At 56.7% G+C, this 21,330-nt stretch carries 17 protein-coding genes and 3 tRNA genes; 15 read left to right on the top strand and 5 right to left on the bottom strand.

Annotation, left to right across the window (positions count from 1 at the left end; genetic code table 11):
• Nucleotides 1–37 precede the first annotated feature (37 nt).
• On the bottom strand, nt 38–673 hold the full coding sequence (locus tag ACMYSN_RS00950; protein WP_462496656.1) for a riboflavin synthase: 636 nt from the start codon (nt 671–673) through the stop codon (nt 38–40).
• 228 nt (nt 674–901) lie between these two features.
• Between ACMYSN_RS00950 and mdtK the strand changes: the two genes are divergently transcribed.
• From mdtK to ACMYSN_RS00915, 7 genes are all read left to right on the top strand, one after another.
• A complete protein-coding gene (gene mdtK / locus ACMYSN_RS00945; protein WP_462496655.1) occupies nt 902–2,275 on the top strand; it encodes an MATE family efflux transporter in 1,374 nt (457 codons plus the stop codon).
• A gap of 193 nt (nt 2,276–2,468) precedes the next feature.
• The gene (gene asr, locus ACMYSN_RS00940) at nt 2,469–2,777 is read left to right on the top strand and encodes an acid resistance repetitive basic protein Asr (protein WP_462496654.1); all 309 of its coding nucleotides are present in this window, start codon (nt 2,469–2,471) and stop codon (nt 2,775–2,777) included.
• A gap of 71 nt (nt 2,778–2,848) precedes the next feature.
• Nucleotides 2,849–2,932 (top strand): small membrane protein YdgU, encoded by an 84-nt coding sequence (gene ydgU, locus ACMYSN_RS00935; protein WP_462498174.1) that lies wholly within the window; start codon nt 2,849–2,851, stop codon nt 2,930–2,932.
• A 229-nt stretch (nt 2,933–3,161) separates the two neighbouring features.
• A tRNA-Val gene (locus ACMYSN_RS00930) sits at nt 3,162–3,238 on the top strand.
• A 4-nt stretch (nt 3,239–3,242) separates the two neighbouring features.
• Nucleotides 3,243–3,319 (top strand) — tRNA-Val (locus ACMYSN_RS00925).
• A gap of 4 nt (nt 3,320–3,323) precedes the next feature.
• Nucleotides 3,324–3,400, top strand: a tRNA-Val gene (locus ACMYSN_RS00920).
• A gap of 159 nt (nt 3,401–3,559) precedes the next feature.
• Nucleotides 3,560–4,126 carry a DJ-1/PfpI family protein gene (locus ACMYSN_RS00915; protein ID WP_462496653.1) on the top strand — a complete coding sequence of 189 codons (567 nt, stop codon included), beginning with the start codon at nt 3,560–3,562 and terminating at the stop codon, nt 4,124–4,126.
• 162 nt (nt 4,127–4,288) lie between these two features.
• Here ACMYSN_RS00915 and ACMYSN_RS00910 read toward each other — a convergent pair whose 3' ends face one another.
• Both ACMYSN_RS00910 and ACMYSN_RS00905 read right to left on the bottom strand, forming a co-directional pair.
• A complete protein-coding gene (locus ACMYSN_RS00910; RefSeq protein WP_462496652.1) occupies nt 4,289–4,924 on the bottom strand; it encodes a carbonic anhydrase in 636 nt (211 codons plus the stop codon).
• Between the two features lie 182 nt (nt 4,925–5,106).
• Nucleotides 5,107–6,885, bottom strand: coding sequence for a sigma 54-interacting transcriptional regulator (locus ACMYSN_RS00905; RefSeq protein ID WP_462496651.1), 1,779 nt, complete (start codon nt 6,883–6,885; stop codon nt 5,107–5,109).
• 445 nt (nt 6,886–7,330) lie between these two features.
• Here ACMYSN_RS00905 and ygeW point away from each other — a divergent pair, with 445 nt between their 5' ends.
• The 5 genes from ygeW to arcC all read left to right on the top strand — a co-directional run bounded on the left by ygeW (nt 7,331) and on the right by arcC (nt 13,453).
• A complete protein-coding gene (gene ygeW / locus ACMYSN_RS00900) occupies nt 7,331–8,518 on the top strand; it encodes a knotted carbamoyltransferase YgeW (RefSeq protein WP_462496650.1) in 1,188 nt (395 codons plus the stop codon).
• Nucleotides 8,519–8,579: 61 nt separating this feature from the next.
• Nucleotides 8,580–9,788 carry a PALP domain-containing protein gene (gene dpaL / locus ACMYSN_RS00895; protein ID WP_462496649.1) on the top strand — a complete coding sequence of 403 codons (1,209 nt, stop codon included), beginning with the start codon at nt 8,580–8,582 and terminating at the stop codon, nt 9,786–9,788.
• Between the two features lie 52 nt (nt 9,789–9,840).
• Nucleotides 9,841–11,052, top strand: a complete 1,212-nt coding sequence (locus ACMYSN_RS00890) for a M20 family protein (RefSeq protein WP_462496648.1) — start codon at nt 9,841–9,843, stop codon at nt 11,050–11,052.
• A gap of 50 nt (nt 11,053–11,102) precedes the next feature.
• On the top strand, nt 11,103–12,524 hold the full coding sequence (gene hydA, locus ACMYSN_RS00885) for a dihydropyrimidinase (RefSeq protein ID WP_462496647.1): 1,422 nt from the start codon (nt 11,103–11,105) through the stop codon (nt 12,522–12,524).
• Nucleotides 12,521–13,453, top strand: a complete 933-nt coding sequence (gene arcC / locus ACMYSN_RS00880; RefSeq protein ID WP_462496646.1) for a carbamate kinase — start codon at nt 12,521–12,523, stop codon at nt 13,451–13,453. Before hydA ends, arcC begins: the two co-directional genes overlap by 4 nt.
• A 70-nt stretch (nt 13,454–13,523) precedes the next feature.
• Here arcC and yqeB read toward each other — a convergent pair whose 3' ends face one another.
• A complete protein-coding gene (gene yqeB / locus ACMYSN_RS00875) occupies nt 13,524–15,149 on the bottom strand; it encodes a bifunctional XdhC family protein/EF2563 family selenium-dependent molybdenum hydroxylase system protein (protein WP_462496645.1) in 1,626 nt (541 codons plus the stop codon).
• Between the two features lie 23 nt (nt 15,150–15,172).
• A complete protein-coding gene (yqeC, locus tag ACMYSN_RS00870; protein WP_462496644.1) occupies nt 15,173–15,940 on the bottom strand; it encodes a putative selenium-dependent hydroxylase accessory protein YqeC in 768 nt (255 codons plus the stop codon).
• Nucleotides 15,941–15,974: 34 nt separating this feature from the next.
• On the opposite strand from yqeC, the gene ACMYSN_RS00865 reads away from it, so the two are divergent.
• The 3 genes from ACMYSN_RS00865 to ssnA all read left to right on the top strand — a co-directional run bounded on the left by ACMYSN_RS00865 (nt 15,975) and on the right by ssnA (nt 21,276).
• Nucleotides 15,975–16,556: a glycosyltransferase family protein gene (locus ACMYSN_RS00865; RefSeq protein WP_462496643.1), complete on the top strand. Its 582-nt coding sequence runs from the start codon at nt 15,975–15,977 to the stop codon at nt 16,554–16,556.
• 284 nt (nt 16,557–16,840) lie between these two features.
• Entirely contained in the window at nt 16,841–19,945 is a 3,105-nt protein-coding gene (gene ygfK / locus ACMYSN_RS00860) for a putative selenate reductase subunit YgfK (RefSeq protein ID WP_462496642.1), read from the top strand.
• A complete protein-coding gene (ssnA, locus tag ACMYSN_RS00855) occupies nt 19,942–21,276 on the top strand; it encodes an amidohydrolase family protein (protein WP_462496641.1) in 1,335 nt (444 codons plus the stop codon). The genes ygfK and ssnA overlap by 4 nt, the downstream gene beginning before the upstream one ends.
• Nucleotides 21,277–21,330: the final 54 nt, after the last annotated feature.

Below are 21,330 nucleotides of genomic sequence, written 5' to 3'. Positions count from 1 at the left end.
AGCCAACACCCAGGCAACTTGAAGGATGAAGGGGATATTACTCTTCAGCGGCGTTCTGCGCCGCATCTTTCGCCGCCAGTACGCGTTCTACGGTATCCACCACCGCCTGCGTTTGCGGGTCGATTTCGATATTCACCCGATCGCCCAGTTTTTTCACCCCAAGGGTGGTGCGCGTGAGCGTTTCCGGAATCAGATGCACGCAAAAACGGGTCGGCGTGACCTCTCCTACCGTCAGGCTAATGCCGTCTACTCCGACATAACCTTTATAAAGAATATATTTCATCAGCGCCGGGTCCTGAACCTTAAACCAGATCTGACGGTTATTCTCGGAGGTTAAAATCTTAACGATGTCGGCGGTCGTCATAATATGCCCCGACATCAGATGGCCGCCAATTTCATCACTAAAACGCGCGGCGCGCTCAACGTTGACATTATCACCCTCTTTGACCGCACCGAGGTTAGTAATGCGCAGCGTCTCTTTCATCAGATCAAAACTGACAAGCGGACCGTCGATTTCGGTCACCGTCAGGCAGCAGCCGTTATGCGCCACTGATGCGCCGGTCTCGAGGCCTTCGAGCATATGCTCAGGTAATTCCACGACATGAGTGCGAAAATTAGGTTTTTCATCGATGGACACCACTTTCGCGGTCCCCTGCACAATGCCAGTAAACATGCTTTGCTCCTGTAGACTTTGGTGACGGTATCATTACCGTTATATCTGCCTGGAACAATAACAGGTGCTAAAACAGGTTGCCAGCGCCCTTCGTGCCCTACCATTTTTTCACTGGCTTAATAGCGTATCCTCGCTACAATAGACTGGAAAACCCCTCTGCTCTTTCTTCTTGCTGCCATTTAAGGCCGCTTTTCAGTTTCAAAATAACAACAATATAAAGGTGTTCACGTGCAGAAGTATTTTATTGAAGCGCGTCAGTTATTAGCACTGGCTATTCCTGTGATCATTGCGCAGGTTGCTCAGACAGCAATGGGCTTTGTCGATACCGTGATGGCGGGTGGCTATAGCGCCACCGATATGGCAGCGGTAGCAATCGGGACATCCATCTGGCTTCCCGCCATTCTTTTCGGCCACGGACTGCTGCTGGCGTTGACGCCGGTGGTCGCGCAGATGAATGGCTCCGGGCGTCGCGACCGAATTGCGCACCAGGTGCGTCAAGGGTTCTGGCTGGCGGGGTTCGTCTCGCTGCTGGTCATGGTGGTGCTGTGGAACGCCGGGTACATTATTAGCTCGATGCACAATATCGATCCGGCCCTCGCCGACAAAGCCGTTGGCTACCTTCGCGCTCTGCTGTGGGGCGCTCCCGGCTACCTCTTTTTCCAGGTTGCGCGTAACCAGTGCGAAGGCCTCGCGAAAACCAAACCGGGGATGGTCATGGGATTTATCGGCCTGCTTGTCAATATTCCCGTTAACTATATTTTTATCTACGGCCATTTTGGCATGCCGGAGCTGGGCGGCGTTGGCTGCGGCGTGGCGACGGCTGCTGTGTACTGGGTGATGTTCATTTGCATGATTACCTGGGTGCGCCGCGCCCGTTCAATGCGCGACATTCGCAATCAAACCGGGTTCAGCAAACCGGACTTCAGCGTCCTGACGCGCCTGGTGCAATTAGGTCTGCCTATCGCACTGGCGCTGTTCTTCGAGGTGACGCTGTTTGCGGTAGTCGCATTGCTGGTCTCTCCGCTGGGTATTGTCGATGTCGCCGGCCACCAGATTGCCCTCAACTTTAGCTCGCTGATGTTTGTGCTCCCGTTGTCACTGTCGGCGGCGGTCACTATCCGGGTTGGTTTCCGCCTTGGGCAAGGCTCAACGCCGGACGCTCAGGTCTCCGCCAGAACCGGGGTCGGCGTTGGGGTCTGCATGGCCGTGATCACCGCGATTTTCACCGTCGCCATGCGCGAGCAGATTGCCCTGCTGTATAACGACAATCCGGAGGTCGTTACCCTGGCGTCTCATCTGATGCTGCTGGCGGCTATCTATCAGCTCTCGGACTCCGTGCAGGTTATCGGCAGCGGGATCCTGCGTGGCTACAAAGACACGCGGTCGATCTTCTTTATTACCTTCACCGCCTACTGGGTACTCGGCTTACCAAGCGGATATCTGCTGGCCTTAACCGATATCGTTGTTCCGCGGATGGGACCGGCGGGCTTCTGGTGCGGATTTATCATCGGATTAACCTCCGCGGCAATTCTGATGATGCTGCGTATGCGCTTCCTGCAGCGCCAGCCGGCCAACATCATATTGCAGCGCGCAGCGCGCTAACGGCTTAAGGCACCTCGTTCCGGGGTGCCTTTTTTGTTGTCCGCGACGCGGACAGCTCCCACCGATACCCCGTTGTACATTCGGTTACGCGCCGATACCAAACACTCACTGAAGCCACCTGACCAGAAGCCTATAGTGATTTCAACAGCCCCGCAGTGGGGTTCACTGAAGAAACAAATTCGAGGATATCAGAATGAAAAAAGTATTAGCTCTGGTCGTTGCCGCTGCTATGGGTCTGTCTTCTGCTGCTTTCGCTGCTGATGCAGTAAGCACCACTCAGGTTCCGGCTGCTGCTCACAGCACCACTGCCAAAACCACCCACCACAAAAAACACCACAAAGCGGCGGCTAAACCAGCTACCGAGCAGAAAGCTCAGGCTGCCAAAAAACACAAAAAAGCCGAAGCTAAACCTGCGGTAGCGCAGAAAGCCCAGGCCGCTAAGAAACACCACAAAACCACCAAGCATCAGGCCGCTAAACCCGCTGCACAGCCAGCTGCATAATTCTTCAGGTCAGTCTGTTTCATGGTAAACCGGCGCTATTTCAGCGCCGGTTTTATTTCCAGGAGGTCACTATGCTGCGGCGTTATCGTTTTGAGCTCATTCTGATCCTGCTAATTCTGTGCGCACTTTTCGCCCTTCGCTTAATGTTCAAATAGCTACCCTCTTTTTTCTCCTGCTCTGCCGCTACCGGCGGTGCCCTGTCGCCCTGACGATGTAAGCAAAAAACAGCCAACAGGCTACGTATTCTCCTTTATCATCAGTAAAATATAAGCAATATGGGTAAAACTTCCGCAATCGCGTGCGTTCTGAAAGAAAAGTGACGTTTGCCTCTTGCCACAACCCCTCCCGATCGCTAATATGCGTCCCCGTTGTCACCACAACATTGCGTTCATAGCTCAGTTGGTTAGAGCACCACCTTGACATGGTGGGGGTCGTTGGTTCGAGTCCAATTGAACGCACCATAATGCGTTTATAGCTCAGTTGGTTAGAGCACCACCTTGACATGGTGGGGGTCGTTGGTTCGAGTCCAATTAAACGCACCATAATGCGTCCGTAGCTCAGTTGGTTAGAGCACCACCTTGACATGGTGGGGGTCGGTGGTTCGAGTCCACTCGGACGCACCATTCTTTGTTGCCCAGACTTTCGTTTGCCAGCAAGTGAATCGTGTGTTTTCGTATTCTCCTCTTTTCTCTCCCTGATAACTTCTTCTCGTTTACCGGTTCGCATTCCCCCAATCGCTGGGCTATACCTTAGGCATCTTGATCCCTACAGGAGCGATAATAATGAGCAAAAAGATTCTGATGTTGGTTGGCGATTATGCCGAAGATTACGAAACCATGGTGCCGTTTCAGGCATTACAGATGATTGGCCATCAGGTCGATGCGGTTTGCCCCGACAAAGTCAAAGGCGATTACATTATCACCGCCATTCATGACTTCGACGGCGCCCAGACCTACAGCGAAAAACCGGGCCACCGTTTTACCCTCAATGCCGATTTCAGCACCGTCAACGAGCAGGATTATGATGCCCTGCTGATCCCTGGCGGCAGAGCGCCGGAATATCTGCGCCTCAATGACGAGGTCATCAAGCTGGTGCAGGCCTTTGACCGGGCGCGTAAACCCATCGCCGCCGTTTGTCATGGTCCACAGCTGCTGGCCGCCGCCGGCATCCTGAAAGATCGCACCTGTAGCGCCTACCCGGCCTGTGCGCCGGAAGTCCGGCTCAGCGGTGGGCACTATGCCGATATTGCCATAGATCAGGCCTACGTTGACGACAATCTGGTTACCGCCCCCGCCTGGCCCGCGCATCCGCAATGGCTGGCAAAATTTGCCGAAGTACTGCAGCGCTAATAGCGGTACGAAGCGATAATCCCGGGCCGTCCGCCTACGGTCGGCCTGCTTTGTATTGCCATCTCCGGCAATAGTCAGGTTGGTATGGTGTGAAGTACTGAGAGAGGTCTGACTGAAGGATGCTGATACACTTACAGGGCTTCCCTGCCCTGAGAAGACACGTTATTCGAAGTAGACTTCCGGATTATCTGACAACGACACGAAGTTCTTGGTGTTCTTATCCAGCGCGCTAATATCGCCGCTTTCGATATCGTAGACCCATCCGTGCAGACGCAGCCCTTTATCACGCAGGCCAACCGCAACTGACGGGTGAGTTTTGATATTGTTCAGCTGGGCGATCACGTTTTCCCGCACCATCGCATTCACTTTATCGATTTCGCTGTTCCAGGTGCCCTTTTCCACCACCGCTTTCGCGGCATCGGCGTAGCGCAACCAGTGAGACACCGCCGGCATCGGCTCAAGGCACTGACAGGTCGCTACCGCGGTCATCGCGCCACAGTTAGAGTGGCCACAAATCACGATATCGGTCACGCCCAGCGCAACAACCGCATACTCAATAGTGGCTGACACACCACCCGGCTCCGGCCCGAAAGAGGGAACGATGTTACCTGCGTTGCGAATAACAAAGAGCTGCCCTGGCTCCTGCTGAGTAACCAGTTCCGGGACAAGGCGGCTGTCGGAACAGGAGATGAACAGCGCTTTGGGATTCTGGCTGGAGGCCAGGCTACGGAAGAGCTCTTTACGTTGCGGAAAGACCTCTTTCTGGAAGTTGAGGAAGCCCTCAATGATATGTTGCATAGCAGTGTCTCTTTTCTCGGTATGAATTATGGTATGACAAAGATCACAGTTCTTCAGTGTATCACCGACGGGGAGAATAGGAATCGTTATTCAAATGGAATCTTTTTGTAACAATGCCGATCTCTGGATAATACACGCTGGCGCCCGGGGCATCACTTCCCCGAACCCTCCATCAGACAAAATCATACGCCCAGCAATTCATACTTTTTAATTTTGCGATACAGCGTCGCCACACCAATCCCCAGCTCATCTGCCGCCTGCTTCTTATTGCTGTAGCGCGTCAGGGCGTCACGAATCATCTGTTTTTCCATCGCTTCCAGCGCCGTCACGCCCTCCTCTTCTTTGCTCTCGGCCAGCGCCTCAACCGGACTGGCGGTCCGTCCTGCGACTTTCGCGCTGTTACTCACATTCGGCGGAAGCAGCGACGTGTCGATGACCTCCCCGGACGGCACCACGTTCACCAGGTACTCCATCAGGTTGCTTAGCTCGCGGATGTTCCCCGGCCAGCGGTAGCTTTTAAACAAGGCGCTCACCTCCGGCGAAATACCGGGATAGACTAACTCCAGGCGCCGGGTGTGCAGCTGCAGGAAATGGTGCACCAGCAGTTCGATATCCTCCTGACGCTCGCGCAGTGGCGGCAGCCGCAGGGGAATAACATTGAGCCGATAGTAAAGATCCTCCCGGAATTTCCCTTCGCTGATAAACTGCTCGAGGTTCTGGTTAGTCGCGGAAATAATGCGGATATCGACCGGCACCGGATGGCTGGCGCCAACCGGCTGGATCTCGCGCGATTCGATGGCTCGCAGCAGCTTGGCCTGCAGCGTCAGCGGCATATCGCCAATCTCATCCAGAAATAGCGTGCCGTGATTCGCGGCCTGAATCAGCCCGGTTTTACCGTTGGCGGAGGCCCCGGTAAAGGCACCTTTGACGTAGCCAAACAGCTCGCTTTCCAGCAGCTGTTCAGGAATAGCGGCACAGTTAATAGCGATAAACGGTTTTGCCTGCCGGTCGCTCAGTTGATGAATGGCACGGGCAACCACCTCTTTGCCCGTCCCGCTTTCGCCGGCAATCATCACGCTGGAAGGGCCGCGGGCGACGCGGCTAATCAGCTTTTTCAACTGTCGCATCGGGCGGCATTCACCGATCAACTGCTCGATCTGCGGCTCATCCGGCGCCGCACTAAAATCGGCCGAGGCGTGAGATTGATGGAAGGCCATTAAGAACAGCCATTGGTCCTGAATAGCATGCAGCTGGCCGATAATAATTTCTTTTTTATCATCGAAAGAGATGACGTGCTGCATATGGCCGCGCACGAAATTATGTTCAAAGGTTAATGGCCGGAAATGAATGGTTTTGCCAATCATATTACCCTGCGTGACGCCAAGGATCTTTAATGCCGCCTGGTTGGCGAATTTAATCCGCTGATCCAGACTCACCACCAGTACACCCTGGTCCATATTATCGATCATCGTTAGAAATATTTTGTGAATATTATCGCTGTTGCCCTGATCTTCCAGCAGTCGTGAGACAAATATAGATGAGACATGGCGAACATAATCAGAGAACTCATGGATATTATCTTTTATACGCTCCTGCTGTTCCCGCGTGAGGGCAATCAGGCTAATAACGCCGACGCACTGCCCCTGATAAATTACCGGCGTTCCCAGAAAGGCCTTTTCTTTACACTGCTCTTTATTCGTACAGCCTTTACACAGCGGGTCAAAACGCGAATGGGTGACCACCTTCTCTTTTTTTGTTTCAATAATGTAACGTAATAGTCGCGAATCTTCGTTGAGGGTGCGCCCAAGAGATTTTCCGTAGGCACCGGTCCCGGCAACGCGGCACAAGGCATTATCCACAATCTCCACTTCAAGCTGGAGAACGCTGGAGAGCATACGGGCAAATCGTTGAATAACAGGCTGAATGTTCATCAAAACGGATAAGGTGTTAGAGGAAATCATAATAAACCCTTACGCTCACTAACCGATTAATTTATTTTATTCTTTCTCTACCGATACTACTCCTGGGTTGAAACTATTTGATGCAGATAAATCATCCTTTACCGTCTTTGACTGAAAATATGTAATTGATATCACACTTTTATATCAATATGAGAATCCGCAGCTATTTTTTATCAATTTGACGTTAGTCGTCGCCATTTCGCCCCCCGTAAACCATCTGCACCAAATACAAACCCCGGACAGCAAGCAAAATAGAAATGAATCTTATTTAACCCAGGACTGGTATATGACCTGTTTTGTGATCTTAATCGCATATATACGCCCACCGCATGACCCTCCGCTTTCTTTAGCAGGAACTGGCACAGTTATTGTTAGTGAATATACAGCGCTGGCTGTCTACCGCTCAGCAATCATTACGCTCGTCATTCACTACCAGGATCGCAAAATGAAAACTGTTAACGAACTGATTAAGGATATCAATAAGCTCAACTCTAACCTTCATGACAAAGACTTCCTGCTGACGTGGGAACAGTCTCCGGACGAACTGCGACAGGTACTGGATGTCGCCGATGCATTAAAAACCCTACGGGCCGAAAATATTGCCACTCAGGCTTTTACCAGCGGTCTGGGTATTTCCGTGTTTCGCGATAATTCGACCCGCACGCGCTTTTCTTATGCCTCGGCGCTCAACCTTCTAGGCCTCGCGCAGCAGGACCTCGACGAAGGTAAATCGCAGATTGCCCACGGTGAAACCGTGCGCGAAACCGCCAACATGATCTCCTTCTGTGCCGATGTCATCGGCATCCGCGACGACATGTATCTCGGCGCCGGCAACGCCTATATGCGTGAGGTCGGCGATGCGCTGGATGACGGCTTCCAGCAAGGTGTGCTACCGCAGCGTCCGGCGCTGATCAACCTGCAGTGCGATATCGACCACCCGACCCAGGCGATGGCTGACCTTGCCTGGCTGCGCGAGCATTTTGGCTCGCTGGAAAACCTGAAGGGCAAGAAAATCGCCATGACCTGGGCCTACTCCCCCAGCTACGGCAAACCGCTTTCGGTCCCGCAGGGGATTATCGGCCTGATGACCCGCTTTGGGATGGACGTCACCCTGGCGCATCCGGAAGGTTATGACCTCATCCCCGATGTTATCGAAGTCGCCATAAACAACGCCGAAGCCTCCGGCGGCAGCTTCCGTCAGGTCACCGATATGGCGGAAGCGTTCCGTGACGCCGACATCGTCTATCCCAAGTCGTGGGCTCCTTATAAGGTCATGGAGAAACGCACCGAACTGCTGCGCGCCAGCGACCACGATGGACTGAAAGCCCTGGAACAAGCCTGTCTGGCACAGAACGCCAACCACAAAGACTGGCACTGTACCGAAGAGATGATGACGCTCACCCGCGGTGGTGACGCATTGTATATGCACTGCCTGCCTGCCGATATCACCGGCGTCTCCTGTGAAGAAGGGGAAGTGACCGAGGCCGTTTTCGAAAAATACCGTATCGCCACCTACAAAGAAGCCAGTTGGAAGCCCTACATCATCGCCGCCATGATTCTGTGCCGCAAATACGCCAGACCCGGCCAGCTACTCCAGCAACTGCTCACCGAAGCACAAAAACGCGTCAAGTAACCGACCAGGCTGGCCTGCGGGCCAGTATAACCGCCTCCGTAATGCAGGATAAGGATAGTGTATGTCTGCTTTCTCTCTGAAAATGGATATTGCCGATAACCGCTTTTTCACCGCTGAAACATCGCCGTTGTTTTCGCGCCAGCAGGCGCAACAGGCACGTCACTTTCATCAAAAAATCGCCGGTTACCAACCGACGCCGCTGTATTCTCTGAAATCACTGGCGACCCTGTTCGGCGTAAAAACAATTTTGGTCAAAGACGAATCACAGCGCTTTGGCCTTAACGCCTTCAAAATGCTGGGCGGCGCCTACGCCATCGCGCAGCTGCTCTGTGAAAAATACCATCTCGATATTGCCGATTTCTCTTTTGAGACCTTCCGCTCCGGCATGAAAGACAAGATGACCTTCGCCACCACCACCGACGGTAACCACGGTCGAGGGGTCGCGTGGGCGGCGCGGCAACTGGGGCAGAATGCGGTGATTTATATGCCGAAAGGATCTGCTCAGGAGCGGGTTGACGCCATCCTGCGCCTTGGCGCCGAGTGCATCGTTACCGAAATGAACTATGACGATACCGTCCGCTTCACCATGCAGACCGCGCAGAAAAACGGCTGGGAAGTGGTGCAGGACACTGCCTGGGAAGGCTACAGCAAAATCCCGACCTGGATCATGCAGGGTTACGCCACCCTCGCCGATGAGGCCGTCGAGCAAATGTCGGCGATGGGAATAGCCCGCCCGACTCACGTATTCCTGCAGGCCGGGGTCGGCGCGATGGCGGGGGGAGTACTGGGATATCTGGTGGATACATTTGGCGCCCGCCAGCTTCATTCGGTGATCGTCGAGCCAGAACGGGCGGACTGCCTGTATCGATCTGGGGTCAAAGGCCACATCGTCAACGTTGGCGGCAGCATGGCGACGATTATGGCCGGCCTCGCCTGCGGTGAGCCCAACCCGCTGGGCTGGGAGGTGCTACGAAACTGCGCCACCCAGTTTATCTCCTGTCAGGACGCGGTCGCCGCCCTTGGGATGCGCGTCCTCGGCAACCCCACCGGCGATGACCCACGGGTGATATCTGGCGAGTCCGGCGCCGTCGGTCTGGGCATTCTCTCCGCCATTCATTTTCATCCGCAGCGCGACGCGCTGATGAGCAAACTGGGCCTCGACCGCGACTCGGTGGTGTTAACCATCAGCACCGAAGGCGACACCGACGTGACGCACTACCGCGAAATCGTCTGGGAAGGTAAATATCCGGCGGCACCCGCCCCTCTCTGAACCCTATGACTTCATCCCGCGATGCGGGAAACACGAACTGGAGACCTGATTCATGGCTAAGCAAATTCCCTTTAAACTGATTGTTGAAAAAGCGAACCACTACCAGCAGGACATGACGCGTTTTCTGCGCGATATGGTGGCGATCCCCAGCGAAAGCTGCGACGAGAAGCGCGTTGTCCACCGCATTAAAGAAGAGATGGAAAAGGTCGGCTTCGACAAAGTCACCATCGACCCGATGGGCAACGTGCTCGGCTACATCGGCCACGGCCCGCGACTGGTGGCGATGGATGCGCACATCGATACCGTCGGCATCGGCAACATCAACAACTGGAACTTCGATCCCTATGAGGGCATGGAAACCGATGAGCTGATCGGCGGTCGCGGGACCTCTGACCAGGAAGGCGGAATGGCCTCGATGGTCTATGCCGGCAAAATCATCAAAGACCTTGGTCTGGAAGACGACTATACCCTGCTGATTACCGGCACCGTTCAGGAAGAGGACTGCGACGGTCTGTGCTGGCAGTACATCATCGAGCAGAGCGGTATTCGCCCGGAGTTTGTCGTCAGCACCGAACCGACGGACTGCCAAATCTATCGCGGCCAGCGCGGGCGCATGGAGATTCGCGTCGATGTCCAGGGCATCAGCTGCCATGGTTCCGCGCCGGAGCGCGGCGATAACGCCATTTTCAAAATGGGGCCGATTCTCAACGAACTGCAGGGGTTGTCTCAGCGTCTCGGTGATGATGAGTTTCTCGGCAAAGGCACCCTGACGGTGTCTGAAATCTTCTTCACCTCCCCCAGCCGCTGCGCCGTCGCCGACAGCTGCGCGGTCTCCATTGACCGCCGCCTCACCTGGGGTGAAACCTGGGAAAGGGCGCTGGATGAGATCCGCGCCCTGCCTGCGGTGCAACAGGCCGGAGCCGAGGTGTCGATGTACCACTACGAGCGCCCGTCATGGACCGGCCTGGTCTATCCGACCGAATGCTACTTCCCGACCTGGAAAGTGGAGGAGAACCACTTCACCGTCCGCGCCCTGAGCAACGCCTACGAGGGGCTGTTTGGCAAAGCCCCGGTGGTCGACAAATGGACCTTCTCCACCAACGGGGTCTCTATCATGGGCCGTCACGGCATTCCGGTAATCGGTTTCGGGCCGGGCAAAGAGCCGGAAGCCCACGCGCCGAATGAAAAAACCTGGAAATCGCACCTCGTGACCTGCGCTGCGATGTATGCCGCCATCCCGTTGAGCTGGCTGGCAACTGAATAATCTTGTCTGCATCTCCTCCCGTCGCCTGGCGACGGGGGTCTGGAGGCTTTATGCGCGTACTGATTAAAAACGGCACCATCGTTAACGCCGACGGTCAGACACAGCAGGACTTGCTTATCGAAAACGGTCGGGTCAGCCGCATCGCCCACCAGATAACCCCTGAGCAGCCCTGCGACACCATCGATGCCGAAGGGTGCTACGTGATGCCCGGCGGAATCGATGTTCACACTCACTTTAATATTGATACCGGACTCGCCCGCAGCTGTGATGATTTTTTTACCGGCACCCGCGCCGCCGCGTGTGGCGGTACAACAACCATCATCGACCATATGGGCTTCGGCCCGGCCGGTTGTCGGTTACATCACCAGTTGGAGGCCTATCACGGTTACGCCGCCTATAAAGCGGTGATCGACTACAGCTTTCATGGCGTTATCCAGCATATTAACCACGCCATCCTCGATGAAATTCCGATGATGGTCGAGGCAGGGATCAGCAGCTTCAAGATCTACCTGACCTACCAGTACAAACTCAATGATGATGAAGTCCTGCAGGCGCTGCGCCATCTGCATCGTGCCGGTGCCTTAACGACCGTGCACCCGGAAAATGATGCCGCCATCGCCCAGAAACGCGCCGAGTTTCTCGCCGCCGGGAAAACCGCGCCGCGCTATCACGCGTTAAGCCGACCGCTGGAGTGCGAAGCCGAAGCCATTGCCCGGATGATCAATCTGGCACAGCTGGCAGGCAATGCTCCGCTGTACATCGTCCATCTCTCCAACGGCCTGGGGCTGGATTATTTGCGCCTGGCCCAGGCCCGCCGCCAGCCGGTTTGGGTCGAAACCTGCCCGCAATACCTGTTGCTCGACGACCGTTGCTACGAGCGGGAAGACGCCCTGCAGTATCTTCTGAGCCCGCCGCTGCGCAACGCCAGCCACAATGATGCCCTGTGGTGCGGCATCAGCGATGGCGCCATTGACGTGGTCGCTACCGACCACTGCGCCTTCTCGATGGCCCAGCGTCAGCAGCTTTCTGGCGGCGATTTCAGCCGCTGTCCGAACGGTCTGCCGGGAGTAGAAAACCGCCTGCTGCTGATGTTTTCACACGGGGTGATGACCGGGCGTATCACACCGGAGCGCTTCGTGGCGCTGACCAGCACGACCCCCGCCAGGCTGTTTGGCCTGTGGCCGCAAAAAGGCCAGCTTGCGCCCGGCGCCGATGGCGATGTGGTGATCATCGACCCGCGGCGGACCACCACCATTCACCACGAGATGCTCCACGACAACGCCGACTACTCGCCCTGGGAGGGATTCATCTGCCAGGGCGCGATCCGCCAGACCCTGTCTCGTGGCAGAGTGATCTTTGATAACGGTCACTTTACCGGCACCGCAGGCCAGGGCCGTTTTTTGCGCCGCAGTCCCTTCTCCACCGCGCACGCCCCATCAGCGGGCACGCATCGTAAAGTGAGGAATCCATGAGTAAGAAAATTGTTCTCGCCCTCGGAGGCAATGCCTTAGGCGACGATCTGGCCGGGCAAATGCAGGCCGTCAGGAAAACCGCGCAGGCCATCGTTGAGCTGATTGCCCAGGGGCATCAGGTGGTCGTCACCCACGGCAACGGCCCCCAGGTCGGGATGATCAATCTCGCCTTCGAAGCCGCGGCGAAAACCGAAGCCCACACCCCGATGCTGCCGATGTCGGTCTGCGTAGCCCTGAGCCAGGGCTACATTGGCTACGATTTACAAAACGCCCTGCGCGAAGCGCTGCTCTGCCGCGGCCTGTCGGTACCGGTCGCTACCCTGATTACCCAGGTCGAAGTCAGCGCAGACGATCCTGCCTTTCAGCATCCGACCAAACCCATCGGTTCCTTCTTCAGCAAAGAGGAGGCAGACCGCCTGAGCGAACAGGGGTATACCCTGAAAGAGGATGCCGGACGCGGCTACCGGCGGGTTGTGGCATCGCCCCAGCCGGTGGATATCATCGAGAAAGAGACGGTGAAAACGCTGATGGAGGCCGGCCACGTGGTGATTACCGTCGGCGGCGGCGGCATCCCGGTGATTCGCGAAGGCCAGCATCTGCGCGGTGCCAGCGCGGTCATTGATAAAGACTGGGCCAGCGCCCGACTGGCGGCGATGATTGACGCCGACATGTTAATTATCCTTACCGCAGTGGAGAAAGTGGCGATCAATTTTGGCAAACCGGAGCAACAGTGGCTGGATACCCTCTCGCTCAGCGATGCCGAACGCTTTATTCAGGAGGGCCAGTTCGCCAAAGGCTCGATGCTGCCGAAGGTCGAGGCCGCCGTCTCTTTTGCCCGCTCCCGCCCGGGGCGCAAAGCCTTAATTACGGTGCTGAGCAAAGCCCAGGAGGGCATCGAAGGAAAAACCGGCACGGTGATCATGAGTTAACTCTGTCCGCCAGATAACAACACGCCCGGCACATCACCGGGCGTGTTGCTACTCCACGTACTCACGAATATCAGGCTACCGTCAGTACCACCTCTTTTGCTTTCACTCCCCGGTACATCAGCGTCATCAGCGCTTCCAGCACCCCGCCGCCGATTGCCCTGGCTTTGTCCGATACGCTGGTATAGTCAGCTTCGGCGCCGCGTGGGTCTATATCACCGATTTTAAAACCGCTGTTGACCACCAGCCCGTCGTTCAGTAAACCGCGCACCATACCGCCCAGCGGGGCCAGAATATCGTGATTCCCGACGGTTGCGATGATCTCGCCCTCCTTGACGATATCCCCCAGTTGTACCCTGCCATTCATTACCCCCGCCGCCGGCGCGCGGATCACACGCCGGGAAGTGTGGCCCTGAATATTGCCCGGGATCCCGGTATTTTCCTGGGCGCTGCCCTGATAAATCACCTGCCCCAGCCAGTGCCCACGGTTGGTTTCTATCACCGCATGACAGGCTTTGCCGACGCAGAATCCGGGGCCAAGGGCAATGACTACCGGAGCCATCCCGCTGTGGGTGCCGGTGTTCTCTTTTGCCAGAATCGCATCGACCACGCTGGCGGGTTTGAGCTCGGCCAGGGAATCACAGAGAGGGTCAACCAGCAGCGGGATCGCGCCACTTTCAACGATGCTCAGCGCCTCTGATACCGATGAGACTCGCCGCGCCACCACCCCTTCAACGGTCATCTCGCCCTCAAATATCGCCTGGGCAAAGGCCACGCTGCGGCGGATCACCGTCGGTTTTTCCACCTCCAGCATCACCACCTTAAACCCGGCGTGCCACAGGCGCAGCGCGACGCCGGTGGCGATATCGCCAGCGCCGCGGATCACCACCAGCGAATGTCGTGAAGGGTGTGCAGCCGCCATCATCAGCCCTCCCGGGGCATGATTTTTGACCTGCAGGATCTCGGCCAGGACGCTGATAGCAATCTCATTGGGCGTCTCGGCGCCAATGTTATAGCCCACCGGCGCATGCAGGCGCGCGATCTGTGCTTCCGCCACGCCGTTTTCCCGCAGCTGGCGTAAGAAAACCTGCACCTTGCGGCGGCTGGCCAGCAGACCAAGCCAGGCCAGCGGCTGCATAATCAGGCGATCCAGCGCTTCACGGTCTTTATTGTTGGTGGCAATAAGCACGAAATTGTCCGGGCGGATCGCCAGCTTCTCGACGGCGGCGCTGAATGATTCGGCATGTATCAGTTGTGTGGCAGGAGGGAAGTATTCCGGGTTAAGGCTCTCCCGGTAGATATCGGTGACGACGATATCAAACCCCAACAGCGCGGCGCTCTGCGCCACGGCGCGGTTGACGTGTCCGGCGCCGATCAGCACCAGCCGCGGGCGCAGGCCGTGGACGCTGATATAGACCGACATAGCGCCCCCGCAGTCAGAGCCGACGGCATCGTTACCGCTGCGCGCCATCCGGCCATGAAACATGCGCGATGCTTTTTCCCGCAGCGCCGCCTGCGCCTCATCGATCACCTTTCGCTCGACCATGCCGCCGCCGATGGTCCCCACGATAGTGCCGTCCTCGCAGACCAGCATCTGGGCCGAGTGCCGTGGCGTCGAGCCCCGGCTGTCGACGATCTGGGCCAGGGCGAACGGCCGGTTTTGTGCTTCGAATTTTGCAGCTTCAGAGAAAATATTCATAACGACCTCAATGGCTATCCCTTTCATCCCGGCACGGGTCTCACTCGTCTGCGCCTGATTGCCGGTCGTTCCTGCACGGCACCGGCCCAGATGGCATCCACATCGCCCTGCTTAAGCAGGTCGTCGACGGGCAAATTCTCATTTTGAGAAAGCTGATTTAGCAGCCAGATCCGGCGAGCCTGTCGCGGCGCGCCTTTAAAAGCCCCCTTGGGATGTTGAATCAGACGATGCAACATCGGCCAGTCCAGCCTCACGCCCGCTTCAGCCCCGGTGATACCGGAAAAAAGGGGCCAGCGATGAACGCTGTCTGGCCCGATGCACTGCCCGAGCAGCCCGGCGCCCGTCACGGCAATAACGCAGCGACAGGATAACGGGATGCAAGGTTCGTGCTGATCTGGCGCTTTGAGTGCAAAACCGTGAGCGCCGTCAGCCTCGACCAGCACCACGTCGACCTTTGCCTGGGTCAACAGCGCATCCAGTTGCGCCGAGGTAAAGCCTTTCACTTTTCCCGCCTGCGGCAGCCAGCGGGAGAAACAGGCCAGCAGCGGACGCTGCCACACCGCATCCGGCAGTTTTCCCGGATCGCGACAGAACATCACCGGCATCTGCTTCGGCAGATACATCTGGGTGGTGGTGGTTAGCAACACCCGCCGCCCGGCCCGACAAAACAGTTCAGCCAGCCACAATAACGTGCTGGTTTTACCGCCGGCGCCCACCGCAGCAATAAGCAACGGACGGGCAAACGCGTCTGAATCACAAAACAGATCGGCAACGTGCGGTATATTCTCCATTCTTCAGCTGCAACTCCATTATATAAAGAGGCCTATGAAGCACATCGACTGCATTATTACTGCCGCAGGATTATCCACCCGGATGGGGCAATGGAAATTGATGTTACCCTGGCGCAATGGAACAATTCTTGATGCAAGTATTAAAAACGCCCTGCAGTTCTGTTCGCGTATTATTCTGGTCACCGGTTTTCAGGCCGAACAGCTCGCGGCACGCTACGCTGACGACCCGCGAATAACGCTGGTTTATAATGCCGGTTATGCTCAGGGATTGTTCTCATCGGTGCGCTCCGGGGCCCTTGCCGTGAACAGCGAATACTGTTTTATCACCCATGGCGATCTCCCTTGTCTCACCCCACGGGTATTTCACACTCTCTGGCCTTTACGCCATCAGGGCGCAATCCTGCCCTGCTATCAGGGTACGCCGGGTCATCCTATTCTTATTGCGCGAGAGATATTGCTACAGCGCCTGCTCTGCGCCACCGCGACTTCTGTTCGCCAGTCCTTGCTGAGCGGCCCGCATCGCCAGCTGACCCTCGATTATCCCGAGATTATTTTTGATGTTGATACCCCTGCCGACTTTACTCGCCTGCATCAATATACCGCGACGTTGCAATGACCCACAGTCGCCCATGTTCACGGCGGCAAAATTATCATTGTGATAGCCTCACGATAATTTTGAGAAATAAATAAAACCCCGCTCACTGAGTGATTTTAATTCGCATTTCCGTCATGTGATGCATTTCATAAACCACGATTAATATCCGATCCCTCTCACAATTTCATACCAAGCCCTGTTCATTATTTAATAACTGGTGTGATTGTTGCTCCTGCTCTCTTAATTCGTCAGCGCGTTTGCCCTGCGGGCCATGCGCATTCACCGATTCATTTAAGGAGAGGGTTATGGGAGATATTATGCGTCCGGTTCCATTTGAGGAATTATTGACGCGCATCTTTGATGAATACCACCATCATCGTTCCATATTTGGTATTCCCGAACAGCAGTTTTACTCACCAACCCGCCAGCAGCGGATCACCGTGTTCGGCGAACCGTGCGCGACCCCGGTCGGGCCTGCCGCCGGGCCGCATACCCAGCTGGCGCAAAATATTATTACCTCCTGGCTTACCGGCGGCCGGTTTATCGAACTGAAAACCGTGCAGATCCTTGACCGGCTGGAGCTGGAAAAGCCCTGTATCGACGCCGAAGATGAGTGTTTCAACACCGAATGGTCGACCGAATTTACCCTGAAGAAGGCCAGCGACGAGTATCTGAAAGCCTGGTTTATCCTGCATCTGCTGGAAGAGATCCTGCCCCTGACGCCGATGGAGGCGGGGAAATCGTTTATTTTCAATATGAGTGTCGGCTACAACCTCGACGGCATCAAGCAGCCGCCGATGCAGCAGTTTATCCACACCATGCTCAACGCCACCAGCCAGCCGGAATTTGCCCGCTATCGCGAAATCCTCGACCGCTGGCTGCATGACGACGCGTTCCTGGTTCGCCACCAGCTCGACGATATCCGCCCACGGCTGGCGACGCTGGCGCAGCGGATCCCCGCCACCCTGGTGCAGGGCGTCACGCTCTCGACCATGCACGGCTGCCCGCCCGACGAGATTGAAGCTATCTGCCGCTATATGCTGGAAGACAAAAACCTCAACACCTTCGTCAAGCTCAACCCAACGCTACTGGGCTATTCGCGGGTGCGTGAAATACTCGATACCTGCGGCTTTGGCTATATTGGCCTCAACGAAGCGTCGTTCGAGCATGATCTGAAAATTGACCGGGCGCTGGAGATGCTGGCGCGCCTGATGCAGCTGGCAAAAGCGCGAGACCTCGGCTTCGGCGTAAAACTGACCAACACCCTCGGGACCGTCAACAACAAAGGCGCGCTGCCCGGAGACGAAATGTACATGTCCGGACGAGCGCTGTTCCCGCTCTCCATTAACGTCGCCGCCCTGCTCTCCCGGGCGTTCGACGGCAAACTGCCCATCTCCTATTCCGGTGGTGCCAGCCAGCTCAACATTCGCGAGATCTTCGAAACCGGGATCCACCCGATTACCATGGCGACGGATCTACTCAAACCCGGCGGCTATTTGCGGCTTAGCGAATGCATGCGCGAACTGGAGCAGTCCGACGGCTGGCACATGAAACAGGTCGATGTACAACGGCTGAACGCCCTGGCGGAAAAAGCCGTCACCATGGACTACACCCAGAAACAGTGGAAACCCGATGAGCGCATTGATGTCGGGGAAGCGCTGCCGCTGACCGACTGTTACGTTGCCCCCTGCGTGACCGCCTGCGCCATCAAACAGGATATCCCGGAATATATCCGCCTGATGGGGGAACGTCGCTATGCCGAGGCGCTGGATCTGATTTATCAGCGCAACGCGCTGCCGGCGATTACCGGCCATATCTGCGACCACCAGTGCCAGAACAATTGCACTCGCCTGGATTACGACAGCGCGCTTAACATTCGTGAGCTGAAAAAAATTGCCCTGGAAAAAGGTTGGGACGACTATCAACGCCGCTGGCATAAACCGGCGGGTTCCGGCAGCCGCCATCCGGTGGCCGTCATTGGTGCCGGGCCGGCGGGGTTGGCTGCCGGCTATTTCCTCGCTCGTGCCGGCCATCCGGTTACGCTGTTTGAGCGTGAGGCCAACGCCGGCGGCGTGGTGCGCAATATCATCCCGCAGTTTCGTATACCAGCCGAGATCATTGAGCAGGATATCGATTTTGTCGTCCGTCACGGCGTCGATATTGTCTACGGCTGCGACCCGCATCTGAACGTTGAACAGCTGCAGCAAAAAGGGTTCCAGTACGTGCTGGTCGCCACCGGGACCGATAAAAACAGTGGCGTGACGCTGCGCGGTGATAACCCTAACGTGCGCAAATCGCTACAGTTTCTGCGGGCATATAACCGCGGCGATAACCTGCGGCTGGGGAAACATGTCGCTATTGTTGGCGCGGGGAATACGGCGATGGACTGCGCCCGCGCGGCCCTGCGCGTCCCTGGCGTCGAGCAGGCGACGATCGTCTACCGCCGTTCGCAACAGGAGATGCCGGCCTGGCGCGAAGAGTTTGAAGAAGCACAGCACGATGGCGTGGTGTTCCGTTTTCTCAACAACCCGGAACGATACGACGCCGACGGGACGCTGACGCTACGCGTGATGACCCTCGGCGAGTCGGACGAAAAAGGACGTCGCCGCCCCGTAGACACCCCTGAAACCTGCACGTTGCAGGTGGACACGCTGATCACCGCCATTGGCGAGCAGCAGGACAGCGACGCGCTGGCGGCGATGGGCATTCCGCTCGATGAGCACGGCTGGCCGGAAGTGGCTGCTGACGGCGAAACCCGCCAGCCCAACGTCTTCCTGATCGGCGACGTGCAGCGCGGCCCCTCGTCCATCGTCTCGGCCATCGGCAATGCCCGGCGGGCCACGGACGCCATTCTGGCGCGCGAAAATATCCTCAGTCACCATGGTAATAAGCACTGGAATAACGTCGACCCGGCGGAGATCTACCGCCGCAAGGGCGCCATTGCGGTTGCCGAGGTCAGCCCGGACGACCGCGAAGCGTTCGTGACGCAGGAAGCGGCCCGCTGCCTGGAGTGCAACTACGTCTGCAGTAAATGCGTGGATGTATGTCCTAACCGCGCCAACGTCTCCATCGCGGTACCGGGCTTTAAGAACCGTTATCAGACCCTGCACCTTGACGCTTTCTGTAATGAATGCGGCAACTGCGCGCAGTTCTGTCCGTGGCAGGGTAAACCCTATAAAGACAAAATCACCGTCTTTAGCCTCGCCGAGGATTTCACTCACAGCAGCAACCCCGGTTTTCTGATTGATGCACGCCAGGTGCACATCCGCCAGAACCAGCAGACCTGGCAGCTGACTATCGATGACAACAGCCAGTTTGATGACGTTCCCTCACCGCTGACCGACATGTGCCGGATCATCAGCCATGTTCATCGCCACCACCGTTACCTGCTAGGAGCCGTCGAAGTATGAGCATTCTGATACTGAAAAACGCCACCGTCGCGCAGCTGCACCCGGCGAGCGTACAAGACAATGTCGATATTGTTATCGACAACGATACCATCCTCGAGGTTGGCCCTGACCTGAGCCAGCGCTATCCGCAGGCCACCGTTAAAGCGATGCAGGGTCGGCTGGTGATGCCGGGCAACGTCTGCTCGCACAACCATTTTTATTCCGGGTTATCGCGCGGTATTCAGGCCACTATCCCACCGTGCCCGGATTTTATCTCAACGCTCAAAAACCTGTGGTGGCGACTGGACCGCACGCTGGATGAAGAGTCGCTGTACTACAGCGGCGTCATCTGCGCGCTGGAGGCGATCCGCAGCGGCTGTACCGCGGTTATCGACCATCATGCTTCACCTGGCTATATTGCCGGGTCGCTAAGCCAGCTGCGGCGCGCTTTTTTGCAGGTGGGGCTACGCGGGATGACCTGCTTTGAGACCACCGATCGTAACGGCGGCGCCAAAGAGCTGCAGGCCGGCGTAGAGGAAAATATCCGCTTTGCGCGGGAAATCGACAGCGCCCGGGAACAGGGCAGCACGCCCTATCTGGTCGAAGCGCATATCGGCGCTCACGCGCCGTTCACGGTGCCGGATGAGGGCCTGGCAATGCTGGCGGAAGCCCTGAAAGCCACCGGCCGCGGGCTTCATATTCACGCGGCGGAAGACCGCTATGATGTCTGCCATAGCCACCATCATTACGCCAAAGACCTGCTGGTGCGACTGGCGGAGTTCGACCTGCTCGACCACAAAACCCTGGTTGCTCATGGGCTCTATTTATCCGATCGTGACATTGAATTGCTGAATGCCCGGGACGGTTTCCTGGTGCATAACGCCCGCTCCAATATGAACAATCACGTCGGCTATAACCAACGGCTGGCGGCCTTCCGTAACCTGGCTCTCGGCACCGACGGCATCGGCTCGGATATGTTCGAGGAGCTCAAGTTTGCCTTCTTCAAACACCGCGACGCCGGTGGACCGCTGTGGCCGGACAGCTTTGCCCGCGCGTTGAGTAACGGCAATGAACTGCTCAGCCGCAACTTTAACGCCCGGTTTGGCCGGGTTGCCGCGGGGTACAAAGCCGATTTAACCCTCTACGATTACCTCTCTCCGACGCCGTTTGTGGCGGAGAATATTGCCGGCCACCTCGCCTTCGGGATGGGAAGCAGTCACGTGCATAGCGTGATGGTCAATGGGGTGATGGTGTACGAAGACCGGCAGTTTACCTTTGACTGTGAGCCGATTTTTGCCGAAGCCCGCAAAGCGGCGGCGAAAATGTGGCAGCGGATGGACGCCCTGGCCTGAGGCGGCCCCGTTTTTCCAACAACCGTACTGAATATCATGCTGGTCACCCGAGGT

The sequence above is a fragment of the Klebsiella sp. R445 genome, assembly GCF_051131755.1.
Taxonomy (GTDB): domain Bacteria; phylum Pseudomonadota; class Gammaproteobacteria; order Enterobacterales; family Enterobacteriaceae; genus Klebsiella; species Klebsiella lignicola.
The sequence above is the reverse complement of the archived record's forward strand: the minus strand, read 5'-3'. Positions and strand labels throughout refer to the sequence as shown.

What these genes read in the sequence shown, in the direction of transcription:
- ygeW (WP_462496650.1), top strand. Translation starts at nt 7,331, where the DNA reads ATGAAAACTGTTAACGAACTGATTAAGGATATCAATAAGCTCAACTCT.
- ACMYSN_RS00865 (WP_462496643.1), top strand. Translation starts at nt 15,975, where the DNA reads ATGAAGCACATCGACTGCATTATTACTGCCGCAGGATTATCCACCCGG.
- hydA (WP_462496647.1), top strand. Translation starts at nt 11,103, where the DNA reads ATGCGCGTACTGATTAAAAACGGCACCATCGTTAACGCCGACGGTCAG.
- ACMYSN_RS00915 (WP_462496653.1), top strand. Translation starts at nt 3,560, where the DNA reads ATGAGCAAAAAGATTCTGATGTTGGTTGGCGATTATGCCGAAGATTAC.
- ACMYSN_RS00890 (WP_462496648.1), top strand. Translation starts at nt 9,841, where the DNA reads ATGGCTAAGCAAATTCCCTTTAAACTGATTGTTGAAAAAGCGAACCAC.
- asr (WP_462496654.1), top strand. Translation starts at nt 2,469, where the DNA reads ATGAAAAAAGTATTAGCTCTGGTCGTTGCCGCTGCTATGGGTCTGTCT.
- yqeC (WP_462496644.1), bottom strand. Translation starts at nt 15,940, where the DNA reads ATGGAGAATATACCGCACGTTGCCGATCTGTTTTGTGATTCAGACGCG.
- ACMYSN_RS00910 (WP_462496652.1), bottom strand. Translation starts at nt 4,924, where the DNA reads ATGCAACATATCATTGAGGGCTTCCTCAACTTCCAGAAAGAGGTCTTT.
- dpaL (WP_462496649.1), top strand. Translation starts at nt 8,580, where the DNA reads ATGTCTGCTTTCTCTCTGAAAATGGATATTGCCGATAACCGCTTTTTC.
- ygfK (WP_462496642.1), top strand. Translation starts at nt 16,841, where the DNA reads ATGGGAGATATTATGCGTCCGGTTCCATTTGAGGAATTATTGACGCGC.
- ACMYSN_RS00905 (WP_462496651.1), bottom strand. Translation starts at nt 6,885, where the DNA reads ATGATTTCCTCTAACACCTTATCCGTTTTGATGAACATTCAGCCTGTT.
- ACMYSN_RS00950 (WP_462496656.1), bottom strand. Translation starts at nt 673, where the DNA reads ATGTTTACTGGCATTGTGCAGGGGACCGCGAAAGTGGTGTCCATCGAT.
- ydgU (WP_462498174.1), top strand. Translation starts at nt 2,849, where the DNA reads ATGCTGCGGCGTTATCGTTTTGAGCTCATTCTGATCCTGCTAATTCTG.
- yqeB (WP_462496645.1), bottom strand. Translation starts at nt 15,149, where the DNA reads ATGAATATTTTCTCTGAAGCTGCAAAATTCGAAGCACAAAACCGGCCG.
- ssnA (WP_462496641.1), top strand. Translation starts at nt 19,942, where the DNA reads ATGAGCATTCTGATACTGAAAAACGCCACCGTCGCGCAGCTGCACCCG.
- arcC (WP_462496646.1), top strand. Translation starts at nt 12,521, where the DNA reads ATGAGTAAGAAAATTGTTCTCGCCCTCGGAGGCAATGCCTTAGGCGAC.